Annotated in this window: 19 protein-coding genes and 2 pseudogenes; 15 read left to right on the top strand and 6 right to left on the bottom strand. The window is 65.4% G+C overall.

Annotated features, from left to right (window positions below; all coding sequences use genetic code 11):
• Positions 1–71: 71 nt before the first annotated feature.
• Genes ADT71_RS21240 through ADT71_RS21250 form a run of 3 tightly spaced genes read right to left on the bottom strand, consistent with a single transcriptional unit; the run spans position 72 to position 3,585 of the window.
• Positions 72–1,781 (bottom strand): long-chain fatty acid--CoA ligase, encoded by a 1,710-nt coding sequence (locus tag ADT71_RS21240; protein WP_054440032.1) that lies wholly within the window; start codon positions 1,779–1,781, stop codon positions 72–74.
• A complete protein-coding gene (locus ADT71_RS21245; RefSeq protein ID WP_054440034.1) occupies positions 1,781–3,079 on the bottom strand; it encodes an OmpP1/FadL family transporter in 1,299 nt (432 codons plus the stop codon). Before ADT71_RS21245 ends, ADT71_RS21240 begins: the two co-directional genes overlap by 1 nt.
• Before the next feature lie 59 nt (positions 3,080–3,138).
• Positions 3,139–3,585, bottom strand: coding sequence for a DUF2147 domain-containing protein (locus ADT71_RS21250; RefSeq protein WP_054440036.1), 447 nt, complete (start codon positions 3,583–3,585; stop codon positions 3,139–3,141).
• A 188-nt stretch (positions 3,586–3,773) separates the two neighbouring features.
• Between ADT71_RS21250 and ADT71_RS21255 the strand changes: the two genes are divergently transcribed.
• The 3 genes and pseudogenes from ADT71_RS21255 to ADT71_RS21265 all read left to right on the top strand — a co-directional run bounded on the left by ADT71_RS21255 (position 3,774) and on the right by ADT71_RS21265 (position 9,095).
• Positions 3,774–4,910, top strand: coding sequence for a thiolase family protein (locus ADT71_RS21255; RefSeq protein ID WP_054440038.1), 1,137 nt, complete (start codon positions 3,774–3,776; stop codon positions 4,908–4,910).
• The gene (locus ADT71_RS21260; protein WP_054440040.1) at positions 4,907–7,234 is read left to right on the top strand and encodes a 3-hydroxyacyl-CoA dehydrogenase/enoyl-CoA hydratase family protein; all 2,328 of its coding nucleotides are present in this window, start codon (positions 4,907–4,909) and stop codon (positions 7,232–7,234) included. Before ADT71_RS21255 ends, ADT71_RS21260 begins: the two co-directional genes overlap by 4 nt.
• A gap of 69 nt (positions 7,235–7,303) precedes the next feature.
• A pseudogene (locus ADT71_RS21265) lies at positions 7,304–9,095 on the top strand (acyl-CoA dehydrogenase C-terminal domain-containing protein).
• 77 nt (positions 9,096–9,172) lie between these two features.
• Here ADT71_RS21265 and ADT71_RS21270 read toward each other — a convergent pair.
• The 3 genes from ADT71_RS21270 to ADT71_RS21280 form a co-directional block, all read right to left on the bottom strand.
• On the bottom strand, positions 9,173–9,844 hold the full coding sequence (locus ADT71_RS21270; RefSeq protein WP_054440042.1) for a cytochrome b/b6 domain-containing protein: 672 nt from the start codon (positions 9,842–9,844) through the stop codon (positions 9,173–9,175).
• A complete protein-coding gene (locus tag ADT71_RS21275; protein ID WP_054440043.1) occupies positions 9,841–10,377 on the bottom strand; it encodes a cytochrome c in 537 nt (178 codons plus the stop codon). Before ADT71_RS21275 ends, ADT71_RS21270 begins: the two co-directional genes overlap by 4 nt.
• Positions 10,378–10,470: 93 nt before the next feature.
• Positions 10,471–11,544 (bottom strand): 4-oxalomesaconate tautomerase, encoded by a 1,074-nt coding sequence (locus ADT71_RS21280; RefSeq protein ID WP_054440045.1) that lies wholly within the window; start codon positions 11,542–11,544, stop codon positions 10,471–10,473.
• Between the two features lie 102 nt (positions 11,545–11,646).
• On the opposite strand from ADT71_RS21280, the gene ADT71_RS21285 reads away from it, so the two are divergent.
• The 12 genes and pseudogenes from ADT71_RS21285 (at position 11,647) to ADT71_RS21340 (ending at position 22,628) form a co-directional block, all read left to right on the top strand.
• A complete protein-coding gene (locus ADT71_RS21285) occupies positions 11,647–12,801 on the top strand; it encodes a LysR family transcriptional regulator (protein WP_054440047.1) in 1,155 nt (384 codons plus the stop codon).
• A gap of 78 nt (positions 12,802–12,879) precedes the next feature.
• Entirely contained in the window at positions 12,880–13,743 is an 864-nt protein-coding gene (locus ADT71_RS21290) for an NAD(P)-dependent oxidoreductase (protein ID WP_054440049.1), read from the top strand.
• A 2-nt stretch (positions 13,744–13,745) separates the two neighbouring features.
• Entirely contained in the window at positions 13,746–14,771 is a 1,026-nt protein-coding gene (locus ADT71_RS21295) for an amidohydrolase family protein (protein ID WP_054440050.1), read from the top strand.
• Positions 14,768–15,220, top strand: a complete 453-nt coding sequence (ligA, locus tag ADT71_RS21300) for a protocatechuate 4,5-dioxygenase subunit alpha (RefSeq protein WP_231636081.1) — start codon at positions 14,768–14,770, stop codon at positions 15,218–15,220. The genes ADT71_RS21295 and ligA overlap by 4 nt, the downstream gene beginning before the upstream one ends.
• A 1-nt stretch (position 15,221) precedes the next feature.
• Positions 15,222–16,119, top strand: a pseudogene (locus tag ADT71_RS21305) (class III extradiol dioxygenase subunit beta).
• 65 nt (positions 16,120–16,184) lie between these two features.
• Positions 16,185–17,141 carry a Gfo/Idh/MocA family oxidoreductase gene (locus tag ADT71_RS21310; RefSeq protein WP_054440051.1) on the top strand — a complete coding sequence of 319 codons (957 nt, stop codon included), beginning with the start codon at positions 16,185–16,187 and terminating at the stop codon, positions 17,139–17,141.
• Positions 17,141–18,130 (top strand): aldo/keto reductase, encoded by a 990-nt coding sequence (locus ADT71_RS21315; RefSeq protein ID WP_054440054.1) that lies wholly within the window; start codon positions 17,141–17,143, stop codon positions 18,128–18,130. The genes ADT71_RS21310 and ADT71_RS21315 overlap by 1 nt, the downstream gene beginning before the upstream one ends.
• A 51-nt stretch (positions 18,131–18,181) precedes the next feature.
• Positions 18,182–19,087, top strand: a complete 906-nt coding sequence (locus ADT71_RS21320; RefSeq protein WP_054440056.1) for a formate/nitrite transporter family protein — start codon at positions 18,182–18,184, stop codon at positions 19,085–19,087.
• Between the two features lie 38 nt (positions 19,088–19,125).
• Positions 19,126–19,962, top strand: a complete 837-nt coding sequence (gene fdhD / locus ADT71_RS21325; protein WP_054440058.1) for a formate dehydrogenase accessory sulfurtransferase FdhD — start codon at positions 19,126–19,128, stop codon at positions 19,960–19,962.
• Between the two features lie 92 nt (positions 19,963–20,054).
• Positions 20,055–21,269, top strand: coding sequence for a toxic anion resistance protein (locus tag ADT71_RS21330; RefSeq protein ID WP_054440060.1), 1,215 nt, complete (start codon positions 20,055–20,057; stop codon positions 21,267–21,269).
• Positions 21,270–21,274: 5 nt separating this feature from the next.
• Positions 21,275–21,997 (top strand): hypothetical protein, encoded by a 723-nt coding sequence (locus tag ADT71_RS21335; protein ID WP_054440062.1) that lies wholly within the window; start codon positions 21,275–21,277, stop codon positions 21,995–21,997.
• Positions 21,990–22,628 carry a YqiJ family protein gene (locus tag ADT71_RS21340; protein ID WP_054440064.1) on the top strand — a complete coding sequence of 213 codons (639 nt, stop codon included), beginning with the start codon at positions 21,990–21,992 and terminating at the stop codon, positions 22,626–22,628. The genes ADT71_RS21335 and ADT71_RS21340 overlap by 8 nt, the downstream gene beginning before the upstream one ends.
• The last annotated feature ends 28 nt before the right edge of the window (positions 22,629–22,656 follow it).

The raw sequence follows: 22,656 nt of genomic DNA on the forward strand, positions 1-22,656 counted from the left end.
ATCGGGGTTCACGCCGCCCGCCTCGGCGGCCGGCGTGTTCTCTTCAGGTGTCAAGGCTGCCCCGGTTCCGGTCACGCAGCGGACCCTTGGGCCGATCCTGCGGCCCGGCGCGCGGCTTCTTCCTCGACCAGTTCCTTCTTGGAAAGCTTGCCGACGAGCGTCTTGGGCAGGCTGTCGCGAAACTCGATGCTGCTGGGCATCTCGATCTTGTTGAGCCGCTCCTTGAGGAAGGCCATCAATGTATCCTGGTCCAAGACGTCCCCCGGGTGCAGCGCCACGAATGCCTTGGGGGCTTGCCCGCGATAGGCGTCAGGCACGCCGATCACGATCGCCTCGTGAACCATCGGATGCTCGTAAAGCGCATCCTCGATCGTTCGCGGATAAACGTTGTATCCCCCACACAGGATCATGTCCTTGATCCTGTCCACGAGGAAAAGATAGCCGTCTTCGTCGAGATAGCCAACGTCTCCGGTGCGCAAGGCGCCGAAGATGAAGGTCTTTTCCGATTCCTCGGGACGGTTCCAGTAGCCGGACATGACCTGCGGCCCGCGCGCGCAGACTTCGCCGCGCTCGCCCTGGGGCATGATCCGGTGCGGATTGTCGGGATCGCGGATCTCCAGCGCGGTGCCGGGGAAGGCCGGTCCGCAGGAGTTGTCCTTCACATCGCCTTCCAGCGGATTGCAGGCGATGATCGGCGAGGCTTCGGACAGGCCGTAGCCCTCCACCACGCGCACGCCGGTGCGCTGCTCGAACTTCTGGCGCACTTCCAGCGGCAGCGGCGCGCCGCCGGAGATGCAGACGCGCACCTGGTCGAATTCGCCGTGGAGCTGCTGGTTGTTGAGCGCGGTGTAGAGCGTGGGCACGCCGAAGAACTGCGTGGGCTTCGTGCGCTTGGCGGTCGCGAGGAACGACTTCATCTCGAAGCGCGGCAGGAGGATCATCTCCGCCGCGGTGTCCACCGAGTAGTTGAGCACGGTGGTCAGCGCAAAGACGTGGAACAGCGGCAGCACGCCGAGCGTGCGCTCCTGCTGTTCGGGCATGTGGCCGACGTGCGCGATCATCTGCGCCGAATTGGCGGCGAGATTGGCGTGGCTCAGCATCGCGCCCTTGGGCACGCCGGTAGTGCCGCCGGTGTACTGGAGCACGGCAAGGTCGGAAGGCGAACGCTCTACCGGATCGGGATCGGCATCGCGTGCGATGAGGTCCGCGAAGCGCAGGAAGCGCAGGTCATGCGGCTCATGCGCGATGTCCTTGCGCTTGAGCAGGCGATAGGCGCGGCCCTTGAGCCGGGGCAGGGCATCGGCGATCGGGCAGACCACGACCCGGCGCAGCGCGCCTTTCCCCACGAGCGGCTCGATCTTGGGAAGCGACAGCGCAAGGTCGGAGGCGACGATGAATTCCGCGCCCGAATCGTCCACCAGATGCGCCATCTCGCGCTCGGTGTAGAGCGGGTTGAAGTTCACCACGATCCCGCCGATGCGTAGGATCGCGAAGTAGCAGATCACGTAATAGGGCGTGTTGGGCAGGCACAGCCCCACCCGCGTCCCCCGCTTGACGCCGAGGTCCTGGAACCCCCGCGCCGCGCGGCGGGACAGGTCGCCGATCTCCCTGTAGGTCCACTTGCGGCCCATGAAGTCGATCGCCGGCCAGGCGCCGTGGGCTTCCACGGCATGGTCGAGCAGGTCGGTGAGCAACCGCGGCGCGATCGGCGGCATCTCTTCCGGGTGTTGGGAGGAGGTTTCCGGGACGGAGTGGCCGCCGATCGTCGCCGCGGCGCCCATCAGAAGGACACCCGCGCGCCGAGCGAGAACACCAGAGCGGAAGCGTTCTGGAGGCTGCCGTTGGTGATGACGGGCGTTTGCGCGGCGGTGCCGGGATAGGCCGCGGTGATGCGGTCGATCGGTGCATCCTTGAAGGTGATGTACGATGCGGCCGCGTCGATCGCGATCTTCTCGCTCATGTTGTAGGTGGTGCCGGCCGAGAAGTTCCAGCGGTTGCTGTCAGGCACGCGGGCATCGCGGTTGCCGTTCGAGGTCGGGGTCTCGCCGTACTGGACGCCGCTGCGAACCGTCCACTTCGGGTTCACGTCGTAGTCCACGCCGAAGGCGTAGGAGAAGCCGTCCTTGTAGTTCTCTGGGATCGACTGGTTGATCGGCGCGCCGAGGTCGATCGAATCGAACTTGCTCCAGCCATAGGCCACGACCTGCGCATTGAGCGTGAGCTGCTTCGTCGCCTTGATGCGGCCGGACATGATCGCCTGCCACGGCGTGGAGAATTCGGCGTTGGCGTCGAGCGAGGTGTTCTGCGGGGCGAGCGGGCCGAGCAGTCCGTCGATGGTCAGCGTGCCCTTGAGCTTGTGCTTGATCGCCGACTTGTAGGCGACGCCGATCGAGGCCGGGCCGTTGTGGTACTGCGCGCCGACCGACCAGCCCACATCCCAGCCATTGCCCTTGAGCTGCTGATGGCCGTCCGCGAGCAGGGGCGAGAGGTTGGGCAGGTAGTTGCCGAGGGTCGCGTCGACATATTCGACATTGGCGGCGGCGCCGACGTAGAAGCCTTCGAAGGGCTGGAAGGCCACGCTCGGCTGGATGTCGATGGTGCGCAGCTTGGTCTTGTCGGCCGAGTAGCGCGCCCAGCTGTCGGCGTCATAGTTGGTGGTGAACGAATAGGGCGAAGTCACCGTCAGGCCGAAGGCGAACTTGCCGGTGCCGTAAGCGATCGAGCCCGAAGGCAGCACGCCGTTGTTGATGGGGTTCTTGGCCACGCCGTTACCACCGACCGGGGCGGGAGCCTGGCCGGGGCGGACGATCACGGTGCCGTCGTCCACCACTTTGCCGCGCGGCAGGATGACGCTGGCGTGGACCGAGGCCTGGCCGCCATCGAGGCCGCCGATGGCCGCCGGGTTCCACCAGAGCGAGTCGACGCCGGTATCGGCGGCCTCGCCCGAGAAGGCGCGTCCCTGTGCGCGTACCGACTGTTCCTGAAGGTAGAAGGCCTGTGCATGGGCCGAGCCGGCGAAGCCGAGCACGATGGCCGATGCGGTACCTGCAAGAAGGATGCGGCCCGAAGTGCGTTTCATGTCCCTAATCTCCCAATTCATCTTCATTCCCTGAACCTCTGTCGTTTTCCCGGCGCGCCTCAGGGGATGCGCGTCCAGGTCTGGGTCTTGCACAGGGGCCAGACGATGCAGCCCTTGAGCTTGAGGGTGTCGGCGCCGACAGGCGTTATCGTCGCCTTGTAGGTGCCGCCGTCCTCAGGGTTGTAGATCTGTCCTTCGACCCATTCGTTCCCCTTGGCCTTGAACCCGCCGACGATCTGCAGGCCCTTCACCTTGCGGGTGCGCTTGGTGGTGTCCTTGTTGTTGATGTCTCGAAGGTCGGGGTTGGCCTTCAGCCCATCCGAATCGACGATTCGTCCGCAGACCGATTCGCCGCAGCGGCCCAGTTCGACAACGCCGTGCTTCGAAGGCGTGCGCCACTTGCCGACGACGGAGTCGTTTCCGGCCGCGAACGCCGGATTTATGCCGGGAGCGAGCAGCACCGCGCCGGCAACCAATGCCAGCCCCACGGGTTTCCAATTTCTCATGAGCGACCTCTCCATCGTCTCTCCAATCGGACATCTTCTCACCGGCGGGACGGGGCCCTTACGGTGGGATGCTGATTTGTCGTAACCCAAAATTTGCTTGACGTATAGGGAAAGAATTGCACCCTTAGGGAAGACGACGACGCAGCTTCGGGAAAAGCCCAAGGCGCGTCCGCCCACGGAGAGAGTGCATGCAAAGTGTCGTGATCGCGGGTTACGCCCGCTCGCCCTTCCACTTGGCCAACAAGGGCGCGCTGGCCCGCGTCCGCCCCGACGACCTTGCCGCCCAGGTGATTCGCGGCCTGATCGCGAAGACCGGCGTGGAAGCTGCTGATATCGAAGACGTAATTGTCGGCTGTGCATTCCCCGAAGGCGAGCAGGGCTTCAACGTCGCACGCCTCATCGGCCTGCTGGCGGACCTGCCGATCTCGGTCGGCGGTATGACCGTGAACCGGTTCTGCGGCTCCTCGATGAGCTCGATCCACTACGCCATGGGCCAGATCGCCATCGGCGCGGGCGAAGTGTTCGTCTGCGCGGGCGTCGAATCGATGAGCCGGGTGCCGATGATGGGCTTCAACCCGCTGCCCAACCCGGCGCTGGCGGCGAAGAGCGCGGCCTACATGTCGATGGGTGAGACGGCCGAGAACGTCGCCACCAAGTACCAGATTTCGCGCGCAGATCAGGAAGCGCTTGCGGTCTCCAGCCAGCAGAAGGCTTCGGCTGCACGTGACGCCGGCAAGCTGACCGACGAGATCGTGCCGATCCAGACCAAGGGCGGCGTGGTAAGCGAAGACGGCACCATTCGCGGCGAAACCACCGCAGAGGGCCTTGCCGGCCTGAAGCCCGCGTTCGACGCGGCTGGTTCGGTGACCGCGGGTACGTCCTCGCCGCTGACGGACGGCGCCAGCGCCGTGCTCGTCACCACCGAGGAATATGCCCGCGCCCACGGCTTGCCGATCCTCGCCCGCATCAAGTCGGTCGCGGTGTCGGGCTGTGCGCCGGAAACCATGGGCCTTGGCCCGATCCTTTCCAGCCAGAAGGCGCTTGAGCGCGCGGGCATCGCTGCCGGCGATCTCGACGTGGTGGAACTGAACGAAGCCTTCGCTTCGCAGGCGCTGGCGTGCATCAAGGACCTCGGCCTCGACACTGCCAAGGTGAACATCGACGGCGGCGCGATCGCCATCGGCCACCCGCTGGGCGCCACCGGCGCGCGCATCGTCGGCAAGGCGGCCTCGCTGCTGAAGCGCGAAGGCGGCAAGTATGCACTCGCCAGCCAGTGCATCGGCGGCGGTCAGGGCATCGCCACGATCCTGGAGTCGGTGGAATGAGCGACACCATCAAAAAAGTCTGCGTGATCGGCGCCGGTACCATGGGTGCCGGGATCGCCGCTCAGGTCGCCAATGCCGGCGTGCCGGTGCTGCTGCTCGACATCGTTCCCAAGGACGCTACCAACAGGAACGTGGTGGCCGAAGGTGCGGTGGCGAAGATGCTCAAGACCGAGCCTGCGCCGTTCATGAGCAAGTCCGCCGCCAAGCTGGTCGAGACCGGCAATATCGAAGATCATCTGGACAAGGTTGCCGAGTGTGACTGGGTAATCGAGGCGGTGATCGAGCGTCTCGACATCAAGCAGGGCCTCTACGCCAAGCTCGAAGCGGTAAAGCGCGACGGCACCGCCGTTTCGTCGAACACCTCGACGATCCCGCTTGCCAATCTGGTCGAAGGGCGTTCGGATGCGTTCAAGCGCGACTTCCTGATCACGCACTTCTTCAACCCGCCGCGCTACATGCGCCTGCTGGAGATCGTCACCGGCCCCGCCACCGACGCTGCCGTTGCCGCCAGGGTCGAGCAGTTCGCCGACATTTCGCTGGGCAAGACGGTGGTCACGGCCAAGGATACCCCGGGCTTCATCGCCAACCGTATCGGCACCTACTGGATCCAGCTTGGCCTTAACGCCGCGTTCGACATGGGGATCACTGTCGAACTGGCCGACGCCATTGCCGGAAAGCCGATGGGTGTGCCCAAGACCGGCATCTTCGGCCTTGTCGATCTGGTCGGCATCGACCTGATGCCGCACCTGCAGGCCAGCCTCACCTCGACGCTGCCCGCAGGCGACCTCTATCACGGCATTGCCCGCGACATCCCGCTGATCAACAAGATGATCGGCGAAGGCTATACCGGCCGCAAGGGCAAGGGTGGCTTCTATCGCCTCAACAAGGAGGCCGGTCGCCGCAAGGAGACCATCGACCTCCAGACCGGCGAATATCGCCCGACCATCACCGCGCAGGGCCCGCGCGGTGCTGCCGCCAAGGGCGACCTCAAGGCGCTGGTCGAAAGCAAGGGCGACATCGGCGCTTACGCCTGGGCCGTGCTCGGCGCCACGCTGGCCTATGCCGCCAGCCTCGTGCCCTCGGCTGCCGATGACGTGGTTGCCGTCGATGACGCGATGAAGCTGGGCTACAACTGGAAGGCCGGCCCGTTCGAGATGATCGACAAGCTGGGTGCCAAGTACCTTGCCGAACGCCTCGCCGCCGAAGGCAAGGCCGTGCCGGAGATTCTGACCGTGGCGGGAGACCGCGCGTTCTACCGGATCGAGAACGGCAAGCGCCAGTTCCTCGGCCTCGATGGCGAATACCGCGACATCGTCCGCCCCGAAGGCGTGATGCGCCTTGCCGACGTGAAGCTTTCGTCGAGGCCGATCCTCAGGAACGCCTCGGCGGCGCTCTGGGACATTGGCGACGGTGTCGTCTGTCTTGAATTCACCGGCAAGATGAACGCGCTCGACGGCGAAGTCATGAAGCTGATCGGGCAGGCCATTCCGCTGGTGGCGGCGCAGTATAAGGCGCTCGTCGTCTACAACGATGCCGATACCTTCTCGGCAGGCGCCAACCTCGGCCTCGCGCTCTTCGCGGTGAACATCGCGGCGTGGGGCGAGATCGAGAAGCTCGTTGCCGGCGGCCAGCTTGCCTACAAGGGCCTGAAGTACGCTCCGTTCCCCGTCGTCGGCGCGCCTGCCGGCATGGCACTAGGCGGTGGCTGCGAGATCCTGCTGCATTGCGACGCGATCCAGGCCTATGCCGAACTCTACTGCGGCCTTGTGGAATGCGGCGTCGGCCTCGTTCCGGGCTGGGGCGGCAATGGCGAGATGATCGACCGCTGGCGCAAGGCGCCCGGCATGCCCAAGGGCCCGATGCCGGCGGTGGCCAAGGTGTTCGAGATGGTCTCGACCGCGCAAGTCTCCAAGTCTGCCCAGCAGGCGCGCGAGATGATGATCCTGCGCAAGGATGACGGCATCTCGATGAACCGCGATCGCCTGCTTTACGACGCCAAGCAGAAGGCGCTGTCGCTGGTGGAAGGCTACACCCCGCCCGAAGCGCCCGAGTTCAAGCTGCCCGGCGCCGGTGGCCGCACGGCGCTTGGTCTGGCTGTCGAGGGCTTCCACAAGCGCGGCATGGCGACCGACTACGACGTGGTCGTCTCCGGCGTGCTGGCCGACGTGCTGACCGGCGGTGACGAGTTCGACCTCGTCGACACGGTGAGCGAGGGCGAACTGCTCAAGCTGGAACGCGATGCCTTCATGGGCCGCCTGCGCGATGGCCGTTCGGTCGCCCGCGTCGAGCACATGCTCGAAACCGGCAAGCCCCTGCGGAACTGATGCTGCGTAACTGATAAGGTATGAATGCGCGCCCGTCGGTGATCCGGCGGCGCGCGCGAGGAGAGTGACATGCAAGTCTACGAAGCGCCCCTGCGCGACATGAAGTTCGTGCTCCACGAACTCCACAACGATGACGGCTTCGGCAATCTCGAAGCCCTGGCCGAATTCACGCCTGATCTGGTGGACGCCGTGCTGGAAGAGGCCGCCAAGGTGGCGCAGGAAGTCCTGCTGCCGTTGAACCGCAGCGGCGACATCGAGGGCTGCACGCTGGAGAACGGCGTGGTCCGCACTCCCGCAGGCTTCAAGGAAGCCTACGACATGTTCCGCGAAGGCGGCTGGTGCGCGCTGGCGTCCGATCCCGAGTGGGGCGGGCAGGGCCTGCCTGAAGCGCTGAACAAGCTGACCGAGGAGATGATCTGCTCCTCCAACCTGTCGTTCAGCCTCTATCCCGGCCTCACTCACGGCGCGACCACCGCGATCGAGGGTTACGCCAGCGACGCGTTGAAGCAGGCCTACCTGCCCAAGATGGTCGAGGGCACATGGTCGGGCACGATGTGCCTTACAGAACCGCACTGCGGCACCGACCTCGGCATGCTGCGCACCAAGGCCGTTCCTCAGGGTGACGACAGCTACAAGATCTCCGGCGCGAAGATCTTCATCTCGGCGGGCGAGCACGACCTGACCGAGAACATCATCCACCTCGTCCTCGCGCGGCTTCCCGATGCACCGGAAGGCGTGAAGGGCATCTCGCTGTTCCTCGTGCCCAAGTATCTTCCCAAGGAAGACGGCACGCCCGGCCCGTCCAACGGCGTTTTCGGTCGCGGCGATCGAGCACAAGATGGGCCTCAAGGCCTCGGCCACGTGCCAGCTCAATTTCGACGATTCGATTGGCTGGCTGGTCGGCACCGCGAACAAGGGCATGGAAGCCATGTTCAAGATGATGAACACCGAGCGCGTCTCGGTGGGCATTCAGGGTCTTGGCGTGGGTGAAGCGGCCTATCAGTCCGCCGTGTGGTACGCCAAGGACCGCGTGCAGGGCCGCTCGCTGTCAGGCGTGAAGAACCCCAAGGGCCCGGCCGATCCGATCATCGTCCACCCCGACGTGCGCCGCATGCTGATGACCGCGCGCGCTTACAACGAAGGCTGCCGCGCGCTCGGCGCCTGGGTCAGCCGCGCGCTCGACGCCGAAAAGCACGCGACCGATCCGGCCGTGAAGGCCCGCGCGGAAGACTTCATCGCGCTGATGACCCCGGTGGTGAAGGCCCTGTTCACCGACTGCGGTTATGAAAGCGCGAACCTTGCCGTGCAGGTCTACGGCGGCCACGGCTACATCGCCGAAAGCGGCGTGGAGCAGTTCGTGCGCGATGCCCGCATCGCCATGATCTACGAAGGCACCAACGGCATTCAGGCGCTCGACCTCGTCGGCCGCAAGATGCCCGCGCACGCCGGTCGCTACCTGCGTTCGTTCTTCCACCCCGTTTCGGACTTCATCGAGGCGAACAAGGCGGACGAAACCTTCGGCAAGATGATCGAGGGGCTGGAAAAGGCCTTCGGCGCGCTGCAGCTCTCGACCGGCACGATTGCCCAGAAGGGCATGAAGGACCCTGAGGAAGCCGGTGCTGCCGCGACCGACTATCTGCGCCTGCTCGGTCTTGTCGCCATGGGTTACTGCTTCGCCAAGGCGGCGCTGATCGCCAAGGCGCGGCTGGACGAAGGCACGGGCGAGGCGGCGTTCTACACCGCCAAGATCGCGACTGCCCGGTTCTTCTTCGACCGTCTGCTGCCACAGGCCACTGCAGCGTTCCTCGCCATCAAGTCGGGCAAGGCTTCGATGATGGCGCTCGAAGCGGACATGTTCTGAGGTAGCGCGTTCAGGATCGCCGAAATGAAAAGGGGGGCGGGCATCATTTGCCCGCCCCCCTTTTTTATAGCGCAATCTCAGGCCGCGCCGACCCAGACCACCCAGCCTGTCAGCCAGGCCGCGACGATGCAGGCGATCAGCCGCCAGACCGGTGCCTTCACCATGCCGGTCGTCCCGGCGGGCATGGCGCGGGCGCCGGTAATCATCGGTGCGATCAGGTTGTCGCGCTTGATGACGCGGTAATAGACGATCGCCGCAAGGTGCAGCACGATCATCGCGAGGATCAGGTAGAACACCGTTTCGTGCAGGTCGGTCACGCGGCTCGCCGCCGTCGAGGAGACGAGGTGATTGAGCGGCCCCGTCGTGCCGTCGTCGGGATCGCCCGCAAAGAGGCCTAGCGCGATTTGCAGGGCCATCAGGCCGAGCAGGACGACGACGCTCCAGCCGCCTGCGGGGTTATGCCCGGCGGTCGGCGTGTCGTTCTGTGAACGCAAGTGCCTCAGCACCGCGCCCGGTCCGCGCACGAACGAGGAGAATCGCGCCGTCGAACTGCCCACGAAACCCCAGAGCACGCGTATCACCACCAACTGCATCAGGATCGTGCCGATGCTGGTGTGCCAGCCCATCTCGCCGTTTTCGGCCGTCCACCAGAGCGCCGGGATCAACAGGGCGAAGCTCCAGTGGATGATTCGGACCGGCCAGTCCCACAGCGGGGTGCGGACGGTCGCCGCACCCTTGTGTGAACTCACTGCTTCTTCTCGCGGAAGGTGTCGTGGCAGCCCTTGCAGGCTCCGCCGATCTCCCCCATCGCCAGTGTCGCGGCCTTGGCGTCCTTGGCGTCGGCCGCAACCTTGAGGTTGCCGGCTGCGGTTGCCAGCTTGTCGGCCGCAGCCTTGAATTCGGCAGGCTTCTGCCAGATCGTGGGCAGGGCCTCGGTCTTCTCGCCCGATTCCTTGCCGCTGCCGTCAGGGAACAGGCCGACGATCTTGCCCGCATCGGTCTGGATCGAGGTTGCCGAGGCGGCGACCGTGGCGAAGTCGGGGCTTGCGGCCTCCAGTGCGGACTTTGCGGCCTTGTTGGCCTTGCCGATCGCCTTGAAATTGGCTTCGCGCGCTCGATCGTCTCGGAAACGTCCACCGGCTCGCCCGAGGCGTTCGTCGTGGTCGCGGCGGGTTCGGAGCCCTTGCAGCCGGTCATGGCGGCTGCCAGCGCAAATGCGGCTAGGGTTGTCGTCAGGATGGTCTTCGATGCCATGTCGCTGCTCCTGGCAGTTATCTTCCAAAAAGCGGGGAGGCCGTACTTGTTTGCCCGTCGGCCCTGGTCCCAAGCGCTTGATAACCGTTGTTGTTGCCATGCAGCGAATGGTTTTTGATGCTTACCCGAAAACCACCCCGTCCATCAGCTTGCGCGCGGTACGAAGGAGGGCGGCGCTCTTGACGGCGCCGCCCTCGTCCGTGTCGAGGACACAAGACATCTCGCCGGTCGGATGTTCGACCGACAGCGTCTTGCGGCGACCCTCGGGGATCTGGGCGACTTCGGCGGCGGGCGAGCCTTCGATCAGGCAGGCCGTGGCCACCGAGACCGCGCCGAGCACGCCGATCGTGGCGTGGGCGCGGTGGGGAATGAAACTGCGCACGGTCACCGCGCCGCCGTGCTTCGGCGGGGCGACCAGCATCATCTTGGGAACCGACTTGTCCTTGACGTCGCCCAGGTTCATCCGTTCGCCCACGGCAAGGCGGATGGCCTCGATCCTGGCCTTCAATTCGGTATTGGCGTCCAGGCTCTCGCGGTCCTCGTAGCCGGTGACGCCCACGTCTTCGGCCTTCATGACGACGCAGGGCATGCCGTTGTCGATCAGGGTCACGCGCACGCCGTTCACTTCGTCGGCCGCGTTGCCGCTGGGCAGCAGCGAGCCGCAGGAAGAACCGGCGGTGTCGCGGAATTCCAGCGGGATCGGGGCATGGGTGCCGGGAACGCCGTCGATCGCGGCCTCGCCCTTGTAGGAGACCATACCGCCGGGCGTCTGCACAGTGGCGACGGCGACCTGTCCGGTATTCTCCATGAAGATGGCTACGGCGGTTTCGTCACCCCGGGCCTCGATCAGCCCGCGCTCGATGGCGAAAGGGCCGATCCCGGCGAGGATGTTGCCGCAGTTCTGCTGGTCGCTGACGAGCGCCTGATCGACGAAGACCTGAAGGAACAGGTAGTCGACGTCGATGCCCTCGCGCGTGGATTTGCTGACGACGGCCACCTTGCTGGTCAGCGGATCGGCGCCGCCCATGCCGTCTATCTGGCGCGGATCGGGGGAGCCCATGATGGAAAGCAGGAACGCGTCGCGGGCCGCGGTGTCTTCGGGAAGGTCGCTCTTGAGGAAATAGCCGCCCTTGGAAGTGCCGCCGCGCATCCACATGCAGCGAACGCCCTGCTCGACCGGCCCGGTTGCACTCATCACGCCATCTCCTTGTCCCGCAGTCGGCTTCCTGCCGGAGCGTGCGGGAAGGGGGAAAGAGAAACTTTGGACGCGCCATAGGATTTGGCTAAGAGTGGCCCCATGGACATCTGGAACTTCAACCTTCGGCATTTGCGTGCAGTCGCCAAGATCGCCGAATTGGGGACGGTCAATGCCGCCGCCCTGGCCGTAAACCTCAGTCAGCCTGCGATAACACAGGCGTTGGGGCGGCTTGAGGCAATGATCGGGCTGCCGCTGTTCGAGCGTCGTCACGATGGCATGATCCCGACCCGGGCCGGAGAAATCCTCGCCCCCCGCATCGGCGCGGCGCTTTCCCATATCCAGAGCCCGCACGTCACCATGTCGCGCCTGCGGGCGCTGCTCGCGCTGGCGGAAACGGGCAGCTATGCCGGGGCCGGACAGGAAACCGGGCTGTCGCTTCCTTCGATCCACCGCGCGGTCAACGATCTGGCGCTGGCGCTGCGGCGGCCGCTGGTGGCGCGGCAGGGCAAGTTCGTGATCACCACCGAGGCCGGCACCCAGCTCGCCCGCGAATTCCGCCTGGCGAAAGTCGAACTGGAGGCCGGTCTTTCCGAGGTCGAGGCGCTGCGCGGGCTGGAAACGCGGCGCATCGCCATTGGCGCCATGCCGCTTTCCCGTGCCCGCATCCTGCCCGCCGCCGTGGCCCGATTCCTGTCGCGGCGGCCCAGGGTGAAGCTCAACATCGTCGAGGGATCGCGCGCCGAGCTGGTCGAGCCGCTGCGCAACGGCACGCTCGATCTCATGGTCGGCGCCTTGCGCGATCCGCTGGTGGAGGGCGACCTGATCCAGCATCCGCTTTTCGAGGATCGTCCGGCGGTCTACGGCCGCAAGGGGCATCCGCTGGAAGGTACGAACCCCCGCGCTGCCGATGTCGCCCGCTTTCCCTTCACGCTGCCGCCGCGCGGCACGCCGCTGCGCGACAGTTTCGAGCGCTATTTCGAGGAGCACGGCGTGCCGCTGCCGGAAGTGCCGGTCGAATCGGGATCGGTGATGATGATCCGGCAAGTGATGATGGGCGGTGATTTCCTTACCGTGCTGTCGCCCGATCAGGTGACGGTGGAACTGGAAGCGGGCTGGCTCTGCGAGTTATCGCGGCTTCCGGCCGAATTCACCCGCCATATCGGCATGACGACCCGCGCTTCCCTGCGTCCGACCGAGGTTCAGAGCGAATTTTTCGCCGATCTGGAATGGGCGGCGCGAGAGGTTTCGCGCTGAGCTGCTTTTAGGCAGGGCTTATAGCTTCCGGGTGGTTCCAATTGGCCGCTTTCAGCCAATCAGGGCATGACAGGAGGCATGGACAGATCGATCGCCCTTATCGGGTTTGGAGAAGCCGGATCGACGTTCGCGGGAGCAGGAGATTGGTCGGCGCAGGCTCGTGCCTTCGACATTCTTCCCGCGTGCCGTGACGTCATGGCCGAACTCGGCATCACCGCCTGCGACAGCACGGCCGAGGCGCTTGCGGGCGCCTCGCTGGTGCTCTCGCTCGTCACCGCAGATGCTGCGCCGCTGGTGGCGGAACAGGTCGCACCGCTCCTGGGCGAGGGCGCCTTGTTCTGCGACATGAACTCGGTCGCGCCGGGCACCAAGCGGGCGGCCGCAAAGGTGATCGCTCAAGGCAAGGGCCGCTATGTCGACGTGGCCGTGCTCGCGCCGGTGAACCCCGCGCGGATGAAGGTGCCGCTGCTGGTGTCCGGCCCCGATGCCGCAGAGGCGGAAAGCGCGCTGAAGGCGGTGGGCTTCACCAATGTCCGCGTCGTCGGCGATGCGGTCGGCCGGGCTTCGGCGATCAAGCTGGTGCGCTCGGTCATGGTCAAGGGGCTTGAGGCGCTGACCGCCGAGATGATGATGGCCGCCCATGCCGAAGGCGTGGCGGACGAGGTGCTGTCCTCGCTCGATGCCAGCGAGAAGACCATTCCCTGGGCAAGCCGCGCGGACTACAATCTCGACCGTATGCTGGTCCACGGCCGCCGCCGCGCCGCCGAGATGGATGAGGCGGCGGAAATGCTGCGTTCGCTGGGCATCCCGCCGCTCATGACCGAAAACACCGTTGCCTGGCAGCAGGCGCTGGGCGCGCTGGGCTTGGTGCCGCCGCCCGAAGGATTCGAAGCCAAGCTCGCGGCGGCAGTCGCGGCAGGCGTACTCAAGGGAGAGAATTGAGCATGTCGCTCATCATCGACTGTCACGGACATTATACCGTCCTGCCCAAGGCGCATGACGCCTGGCGTGAAGCCCAGATCGCCGCGTTCAAGGCCGGTGAAGCCGCGCCGCCTTACCCGGAAATCTCGGACGCCGAGATCCGCCAGACCATCGAGGACAACCAGCTTCGCCTCATCAAGGAGCGCGGCGCCGACCTTACCGTGTTCAGCCCGCGCGCCAGCGCGATGGCGCACCATGTCGGCGATCAGGCCATGTCCGAGGCATGGGCGGTCCACTGCAACAATCTTATCGCCCGCGTGGTCCACATGTTCCCCGAGACGTTCGTGGGCGTGTGCATGCTGCCGCAGAGCCCCAAGGCGGACCTTTCCGCCTCGGTGAAGGAACTGCGCCGCTGCGTCGAGGAACTGGGCTTCATCGGCTGCAACCTCAATCCCGATCCGGGCGGCGGCCACTTCGAGCATCCGCCGCTGACCGACGAATACTGGTTCCCGATCTACGAGGCGATGAGCGAGCTGGACGTTCCGGCGATGATCCACGTCTCGGGTTCGTGCAACCCGGCGATGCACGCCACCGGCGGCTTCTACATCGCGGCGGACACCGTGGCCTTCATGCAGCTGATGCAGGGCGATCTTTTCGCGAAGTTCCCCAAGCTGCGCTTCATCATCCCGCACGGCGGCGGCGCGGTGCCGTACCACTGGGGCCGTTATCGCGGTCTGGCGGACATGCTGAAGAAGCCTTCGCTGGACGAATACATCATGAACAACGTGTTCTTCGACACCTGCGTCTACCACCAGCCGGGCGTGAACCTGCTGGCCGACGTGATCGACAACAAGAACATCCTGTTCGGCTCCGAAATGGTCGGCGCGGTGCGCGGGATCGACCCGCAGACCGGCTTCTACTTCGACGACACCAAGCGCTATGTCGATGCGCTCGACATCTCCGACGAGGAGCGCCACGCGATCTTCGAAGGCAACGTGCGCAAGGTCTTCCCGCGCCTTGACGCCAAGCTCAAGGAACGTGGCCTGTGAACGCCAAGAATCCGACCGACAAGAATCCTTGCGAGAACGCGGGTGGTCCCATCGACATCCACGCCTATCTCGGTGAGTTCGACGATATTCCGGGCACGCGCGTCTACACCGCGAAGCGCGCACGGCAGGGCTATCACCTGAACCAGTTCGCGATGAGCCTGATGAAGGCCGAGAATCGCGAGCGCTGGAAGGCGGACGAGCGCGCCTATCTTGACGAATGGCCGATGACCGAGGACCAGAAGCAGGGCGTTCTCGCCCGCGATTACAACCGCCTGCTCGATCTGGGCGGCAATATCTACTTCCTCGCCAAGGTCTTCTCGACCGATGGCCTGAGCTTCCTTCAGGCCGTCTCGACGATGACCGGCATGAAGCTGGAAGACTATCAGGCGATGATGATCGCCGGGGGCCGCTCGCCCGAGGGCCAGCGCTCCATTAAGGAGCACCGCTAAGATGGCCCGCATTACGCACGGCATCGCCTGCAGCCACATCCCGGCGCTCGGCGTCGCGTCGGACTTCGACAAGTGGGAAGATCCCTACTGGAAGCCGATCCAGCAAGGCTTCGCGCCCACCCAGAAGTGGGAAGCGGAGAACCTGCCGGACGTCGTGATCCTGGTCTACAACGACCACGCCTCGGCGTTCGACATGAAGATCATCCCCACTTTCGCGATCGGCTGCGGCGAAAGCTACAAGCCGGCGGACGAGGGCTGGGGCCCGCGCGCGTGCCGACGTGGAAGGCCATCCGGACCTTGCCTGGCATATCGCGCAGAGCCTGATCCTCGACGAATTCGACATGACCATCATCAATGAGATGGACGTCGATCACGGCCTTACCGTTCCGCTGTCGATGATGTTCGGCAAGCCGGAAAAGTGGCCGGTGAAGGTGATCCCGCTGGCGGTCAACGTCGTCACTTATCCGCCGCCCTCGGGCAACCGCTGCTGGGCGCTGGGCGAGGCGATCGCGCGCGCCGTCGAAAGCTTCGATGAGGACCTGAACGTGCAGGTCTGGGGCACCGGCGGCATGAGCCACCAGCTTCAGGGTCCGCGCGCGGGCCTGATCAATGCCGAGTGGGACAACATGTTCCTCGACAAGCTGTCGGGCGACACGCAGGAACTGCGGTGCATTCCGCATATCGAATACCTGCGCGAAACCGGCAGCGAAGGCATCGAGATGGTCATGTGGCTGATCATGCGCGGCGCGCTGGGCAAGGAAACCCGAGAACTGCGGCGTTTCTACCATGTGCCTGCCAGCAACACGGCGGTCGGCCACATCGTGCTGGAGCCGGTGAACGGCGACGTGCCGTCCTCGACGACCGTCGAAGGCGCGGCCTCGCAGCATCTCGCAGACTGATTCCGCGTGCCGGTGCTTGACGCCGGCACGCTCCTTCCCTTGATAGAGTTTCCAAGGAGATTTCCATGCGTATTGCCCTCGTAGGCGCGGGTGCTTTCGGTGAAAAGCATCTCGACGGCCTGAAGAACATCGATGGCGTAGAGATCGCCTCGGTCATCAGCCGCTCGGCCGAGCAGGCCGCCGAAGTCGCCGCCAAGTACGGCGCGCCGCACTCCGGCACCGATCTGGCCGAAGCGCTGGCGCTGCCCGATGTCGATGCCGTGATCCTCTGCACCCCCACGCAGATGCACGCGCAGCAGGCTATCGCCTGCATGAACGCGGGCAAGCACGTGCAGGTCGAGATTCCGCTGTCGGACAGCTGGGCCGATGCCGAAGCCGTGGTGGCGAAGCAGCAGGAAACGGGCCTCGTCTGCATGGTCGGCCACACCCGCCGCTTCAATCCTTCGCACCAGTACGTGCACAACAAGATCACCGCGGGCGAATTCAACGTCCAGCAGATGGACGTGCAGACCTACTTCTTCCGCCGCAAGAACATGAACGCCAAGGGCCAGCCGCGCTCGTGGACGGACCACCTGCTGTGGCACCACGCCGCGCACACGATCGACCTGTTCGCCTATCAGTCGGGCAAGATCGTTGCTGCCAACGTGCTGCAGGGGCCTAAGCACCCGGAACTGGGAATCGCCATGGACATGTCGATCCAGCTGAAGGCTGAGACCGGCGCGATCTGCACGCTCTCGCTCTCGTTCAACAACAACGGCCCGCTCGGCACCTTCTTCCGCTACATCGGCGACAGCGAGACCTACATCGCGCGTTACGACGATCTGGTGAACGGCCGTGAAGAGCCGATCGACCTCACCGGCGTCACCGTGTCGAACAACGGCATCGAGCTTCAGGACCGCGAATTCGTCGCCGCCATCCGCGAAGGGCGTGAGCCCAACTCGTCGGTCGGCAAGGTGCTCGATTGCTACCGCGTGATCGGCGAACTGGCGCAGAGCCTCGAAGCGCAGGACGGCTGGTCCTGATGACGAAACGCCTCCTCGCGGGCCGTCCGGTCCACTCTGTTGGTCTCGGCTGCATGAATGTGGCCTGGGCCTACGGCAACCCGCCGTCTCGCGAGGAGGCGGCCCGCCTGTTCCGCCACGCGCTGGACGCGGGCTGCGATCACTTCGACACCGCCAACATCTACGGCATGGAGCTGAGCGAGGAAATCCTCGGCGAAGCGATCATGGACCGGCGCGGCGAGTTCCTGCTGGCCTCCAAGACCGGCATCCTGATCGATGGCGCCCGCCGCGGCATCGACTGTGCGCCGGAGAGCATCACCGCCTCGCTCGACGCCAGCCTGAAGCGGCTGGGCACCGATCACATCGATCTGTTCTACATGCACCGCTTCGATCCCAAGGTGCCGATTGCCGACTCGGTGGGCGCCATGGTGCGCGCGATCGAGGCGGGCAAGATCGGCGCCTATGGCGTGTCCGAATGGTCCACCGCGCATATCCGTGAGGCACACGCGGTGCATCCGGTGGCGGCGGTGCAGACGGAGTATTCGCTCTGGACGCGCAATGTCGAACTGGGCGTGCTGGACGCCACGCGCGAACTCGGGATTGCGCTCGTCGCCTTCTCGCCGGTCGCGCGCGGGGCGCTGGGCGGCGAGCTGGCCGATGTGAACACGCTCACCGAGAAGGACCTGCGCCGCAATTTCCCGCGCTTTGTCGGCGAGAACTGGACGCACAACCTCGCGCTGATCGAGGAATTCAACGCTCTCGCCTCGTCGATCCGCGTCACCCCGGCGCAGTTAGCGCTGGCCTGGGTCCTCGCGCAGGCCGGGCATGTCCATGCCGTCCCCGGCACCCGCTCGATTCCCCACTTCGACCAGAATCACGCGGCCGCCGCGCTGGAAATCGATGCGGCCGTTCTGGAGAAGGCGGGCGCGCTGATGAACCAGCAGACCATTGCCGGCCATCGCTACCCGGACATGATCAAGCCGACCATCGATACCGAGGACTACGCCTGACCGGCCGATAGCCCTGACGGAACATAGGCTCTCCGGGACGGTTCTGACGGCATGGACAATGCCGCCCAGACCGACCCGGAAACCGACGACGCCAGCGATCTTTCGCATGACGATCCCGAGCGCCGGCAATCCGACCGCGAGATCGAGGCCGACGAATCCGGCCTGACCGGCCACGAACGCGGCCAGATCAAGGACAACCTGCGGCTTTCGGCGATTACCGTGTTCTCGGTGATCCGGCGCGAGGGCGAAGAGGAACTCCACCGCCCCGCCATGTCGCTCTGGTGGTCCGGCATCGCCGCGGGCATCGGCATTTCCACATCGGTCTTCGCGCAGGGCCTGCTCCACCAGTCTTTCGCGGATCACCCCCAGCGCGAACTCATTTCCGCGTTCGGCTATGCCATGGGCTTCGTGCTGGTGGTGCTCTCACGCCTGCAACTCTTCACGGAGAATACGCTCACGGCCGTGCTGCCGCTGCTGGCAGGGCCGAATGTGGAGCGGCTATGGCGCACGGCAAGGCTCTGGGCGATCGTGCTCGCCGCCAACCTCGTGGGCACTTTCCTGACAGCGCTGCTGATCGACATCTTCGCCGATCCCGCGCATCCCACGCTGGCGGGCATGCTCGATGTCTCTCGCAAGGCCGCGCAGGCCAGCGGCTTGACCGCGCTGCTGGACGGCATTCCCGCGGGCTTCTTCATCGCCGCATTCGTGTGGATGCTGCCCAGTTCCAAGGGCTTCGAGATTTTCGTGGTCGGTCTTTTCGCCTGGCTGATCGCGGCGGGCGGCTTCGCGCATGTCGTAGCGGGATCGACGGAGATGTTCCTCCTCGTCCTTCACGGCGAGATACCGATGCTCGATGCCTTCGCTCTCCATCTGGCGCCCACGCTGGTCGGCAATGTGATCGGCGGCACCGGTCTGTTCGCGCTTCTGGCCTTTGCGCAGATCAAGGCCGAAATCTGACGGATGACCTTGCCCGGCATGCAGGCTAGGACGGCGAGATGAATGGTGCAAAGACGATCACGGTCCGCCGCAATGCTTACGGGACGGACTTGCGCGCGGGAGAACGTTTCGCCATTCCGGTCGAGGCGCCCATCGCCATCGAGACCAACGGCATCGCCTATGCCGTGATGATGGCGACTCCGACCGCCATCGAGGATTTCGTGACCGGCTTCCTGATGGCCGAGGGGCTCGCCGAGGCGGACGAAGTCGGCGAAGTGGCCGTGCACCGGGTGGAGAACGGCGAATGGGGCACCGGCTACGTGGCCCGCGTGAACCTGCCGCCTGAGCGCATCGGCGCGATCGTGGCGCGGGCGCGGCGGCGCGTGGGTGACAGTTCCTGCGGCATCTGCGGTATCGAAGGCGTGGAAGCGGCGCTGCGTCCGCTGCCGGTGCTGAAGCGGCCGAGCAGGGCGACGGCAGCGGCGATCCGGCGCGGGCTTGACGGTTTGCAGGCCGGGCAGGCGCTGGGGCGCGAGACACATGCCACGCATGCCGCCGCCTTCTGCGACGAGTCCGGCCGCATGGTGCTGGTGCGCGAGGACGTGGGGCGGCACAATGCACTGGACAAGCTGGTCGGCGCGCTCGCCCGGGCCGGGATGGATCCGGGCGCGGGCTTCATGATCGTCACCTCGCGCTGTTCCTACGAACTGGTGGAGAAGGCCGCGCGCGCCGGTTGCCCGTTGCTCGTCGCGATTTCCGCACCCACCGACCTGGCCGTTCGCCGGGCGCGGGCGGCGGGGCTGAAGCTGTGCTTCGTGGCGCGGGACGATACGATGCTGCTGGTGCACGACTGCGACGAGACCGACGAACGTGCCATGCGGCTCGTCGAACAGTAAACCGGCGTCTTCCTGTTTTGCTTGCAGTATTCGCGCGCAATCCTAGATTCGCAGACGACGACTACACTTCTTGAAGGACGGGACTTTCTTCCATGGCCACTACGACCGATCAGGCGACCACAGGCGAGCTGAAGCTGACGCCTCCCGATCCGGTGCCGGTGGTCCAGCCCGAGAAGGCGGCCGGTCTCGTCCCCGTGGGCGACGAGCAGAAGTCCAAATTGCAGGTCCGCGTCGATGAATTCGTGAACGACCTGGTGTCCCAGGACGTGAACTCGCCCGAATTCGGCCGCCGTGTCGACCAGATCACCAACATGGGTCGCAAGGAGATTTCCGAGGCCGCCGGCCAGTCCAACCGCTTCCTCGATCGTCCGGTGCGGGCGATGGACAAGGACGCCGGCGTCGGCGCCGACCTTGCCGAGCTGCGCCGCACGGTGGAAGACCTCGACCCTTCGACCAAGGGCGACCTGCTCTCGCGCCGCAAGATCTTCGGGATCATCCCGATGGGCAACAAGCTGCGGAACTACTTCGACGGCTATCAGAGCGCGCAGGGCCACATCAGCGCGATCCTCGCCCGCCTGCAGGGGGGCAAGGACGAACTGCTGATGGACAATGCCGGTATCGACGTGGAGCGGCAGAACCTCTGGGCGGCGATGGGCAAGCTCGAACAGATGATCTTCATGTCGAAGGCGCTGGACGAGACCTTGGAGCAGAAGGCCAACGACCTCGACCATACCGACCCTGCCAAGGCCAAGGCGGTGCGCGAATCCGCGCTGTTCTACGTGCGCCAGCGGACGCAGGACCTGCTGACGCAGATGGCGGTTTCGGTGCAGGGCTACCTCGCGCTCGATCTGGTCAAGAAGAACAACGTCGAACTGATCAAGGGCGTGGACCGGGCCTCCACCACCACCGTCGGCGCGCTGCGCACCGCGGTTACGGTGGCGCAGGCGATGGCCAACCAGAAGCTGGTGCTGGACCAGATCACCGCGCTCAACACCACGACCGCGCGGATCATCGACGGCACCGGCCAGATGCTGAAGGACAACACCGCCCGCATCCACGAGCAGGCGGCGAATTCCACGATCCCGCTGGAAACCCTCAGCCGCGCCTTTCAGAACATCTACGACACGATGGATTCGATCGACACCTTCAAGATGCAGGCGCTCGATTCGATGAAGCAGACGGTGCAATCGCTCGAAGGTGAGGTCACGAAGTCCAAGGCCTATATCGCCCGCGCGCAGGGGCAGGCCGAAGGCACCGCGCTGGGTAGCGACAAGGCGGCGAAAGCCATGCTGGAGGCGCTCGACTGACCGCCATGGCCAATCCCGTCACTCCCCGCAATCGCAGTGCCGTGAACCAGGAAATCATCCGCGCCGCCCGCCGCCAGCGCGCGGCGCGGCTTTATAACGCGCGCAAGGAGCGCTGGAACTTCCGCTGGCGCCGCATTCGTCGGGCGTTCCTGGCGCTGTTCGGCATCTTCATCGTGGCGTTGACGGCGGGCCTCATCCTGGGCGGGCTGTCCTTCACGACGACGGTCCTCACCACGCTGCTTGCCTTTGCGGTGTTCATCGTTCTCTCGATCTATCCTTCTTCGCCCCGGCCCCGTGCCGAGCAACTCGGCAGCGCGACATTGCCGGAACTGGCGGGATCGACCGAACTCTGGCTGGAAAGCCGCCGCCGCGCCCTGCCCAATGCCGCGGTGGACGCGGTGGACATGATCGGTGTGCGCCTGGAGCAATTGGCGCCGCAACTCGCCACGCTGGAGGATAGCGGCCCCGCCGCGCGCGAGGTGCGGAAGCTGCTATCCGAACACCTGCCCTCGCTGGTGGACAGCTATACCCGGATTCCCGCAGAACTGCGGAACAAGCCCCATGCCGGGGGAACCACGCCTTCGCAGCAACTGGTCGAGGGCCTCGATGTCATCGCCGGGCAGATCGAGACGATGAGTCTGGATCTGTCGCGCAACGATCTCGACGCGCTGGCGACGCGCGGACGCTTTCTCGAAACCAAGTATATCGACGCCCGCGACGATGGTTGACCTGCTGACGCGGGCGGGGAGCCTGCCGTTCTCCGTCGCGCTGGCGCTGATGCTGATGTTTGCGCTGCTCCAGATCGTGGGCGCGGGCGACTTTCTGGGCGGTGACGCGGATGTCGATGCCCATGCCGGTGTCCATGCGCATGGCGGGATCGATGCAGGCCTGCTTTCGGTTCTCGGCATCGGCCGCGTGCCGTTCCTGATGTGGTTGATGCTGCTGCTCACCGTATTTGGGCTGGTGGGCATTTCGGCGCAGGAACTGCTGCTCTCGCTGACGGGCCACACCTGGAGTGCATGGCTGGTCGCCCCGGTCGTCGGCCTCGCTTCGCTGCCGGTCACCGGCATGCTGTCGCGCGGGCTGGGGCGGATCATCCCGCAGGACGAGACGACCGCGATCGACATTTCCGCCCTCGTCGGCCGGGAGGCGGAGATTCTCGTCGGCACGGCAACGCCGGGCAGTCCCGCGCGGGGCCGGGTGGTGGATTTCCATGGGCAGCCCCACAATGTCATGGTCGAGCCTGACGAGCACGGCCAACGCTTCGTACAGGGCGAAAAGGTCCTGCTGGTCCGCCGCGATGGCGACGTATTCAAGGGCATCGCCCGGGGCGACCACTATCTTCCGCGCCTTGACTGAATTGAGGATGGGAAACTCCGGATCGGTT

The sequence above is a fragment of the Novosphingobium sp. ST904 genome (assembly GCF_001298105.1).
In the GTDB taxonomy this organism is placed as follows: domain Bacteria; phylum Pseudomonadota; class Alphaproteobacteria; order Sphingomonadales; family Sphingomonadaceae; genus Novosphingobium.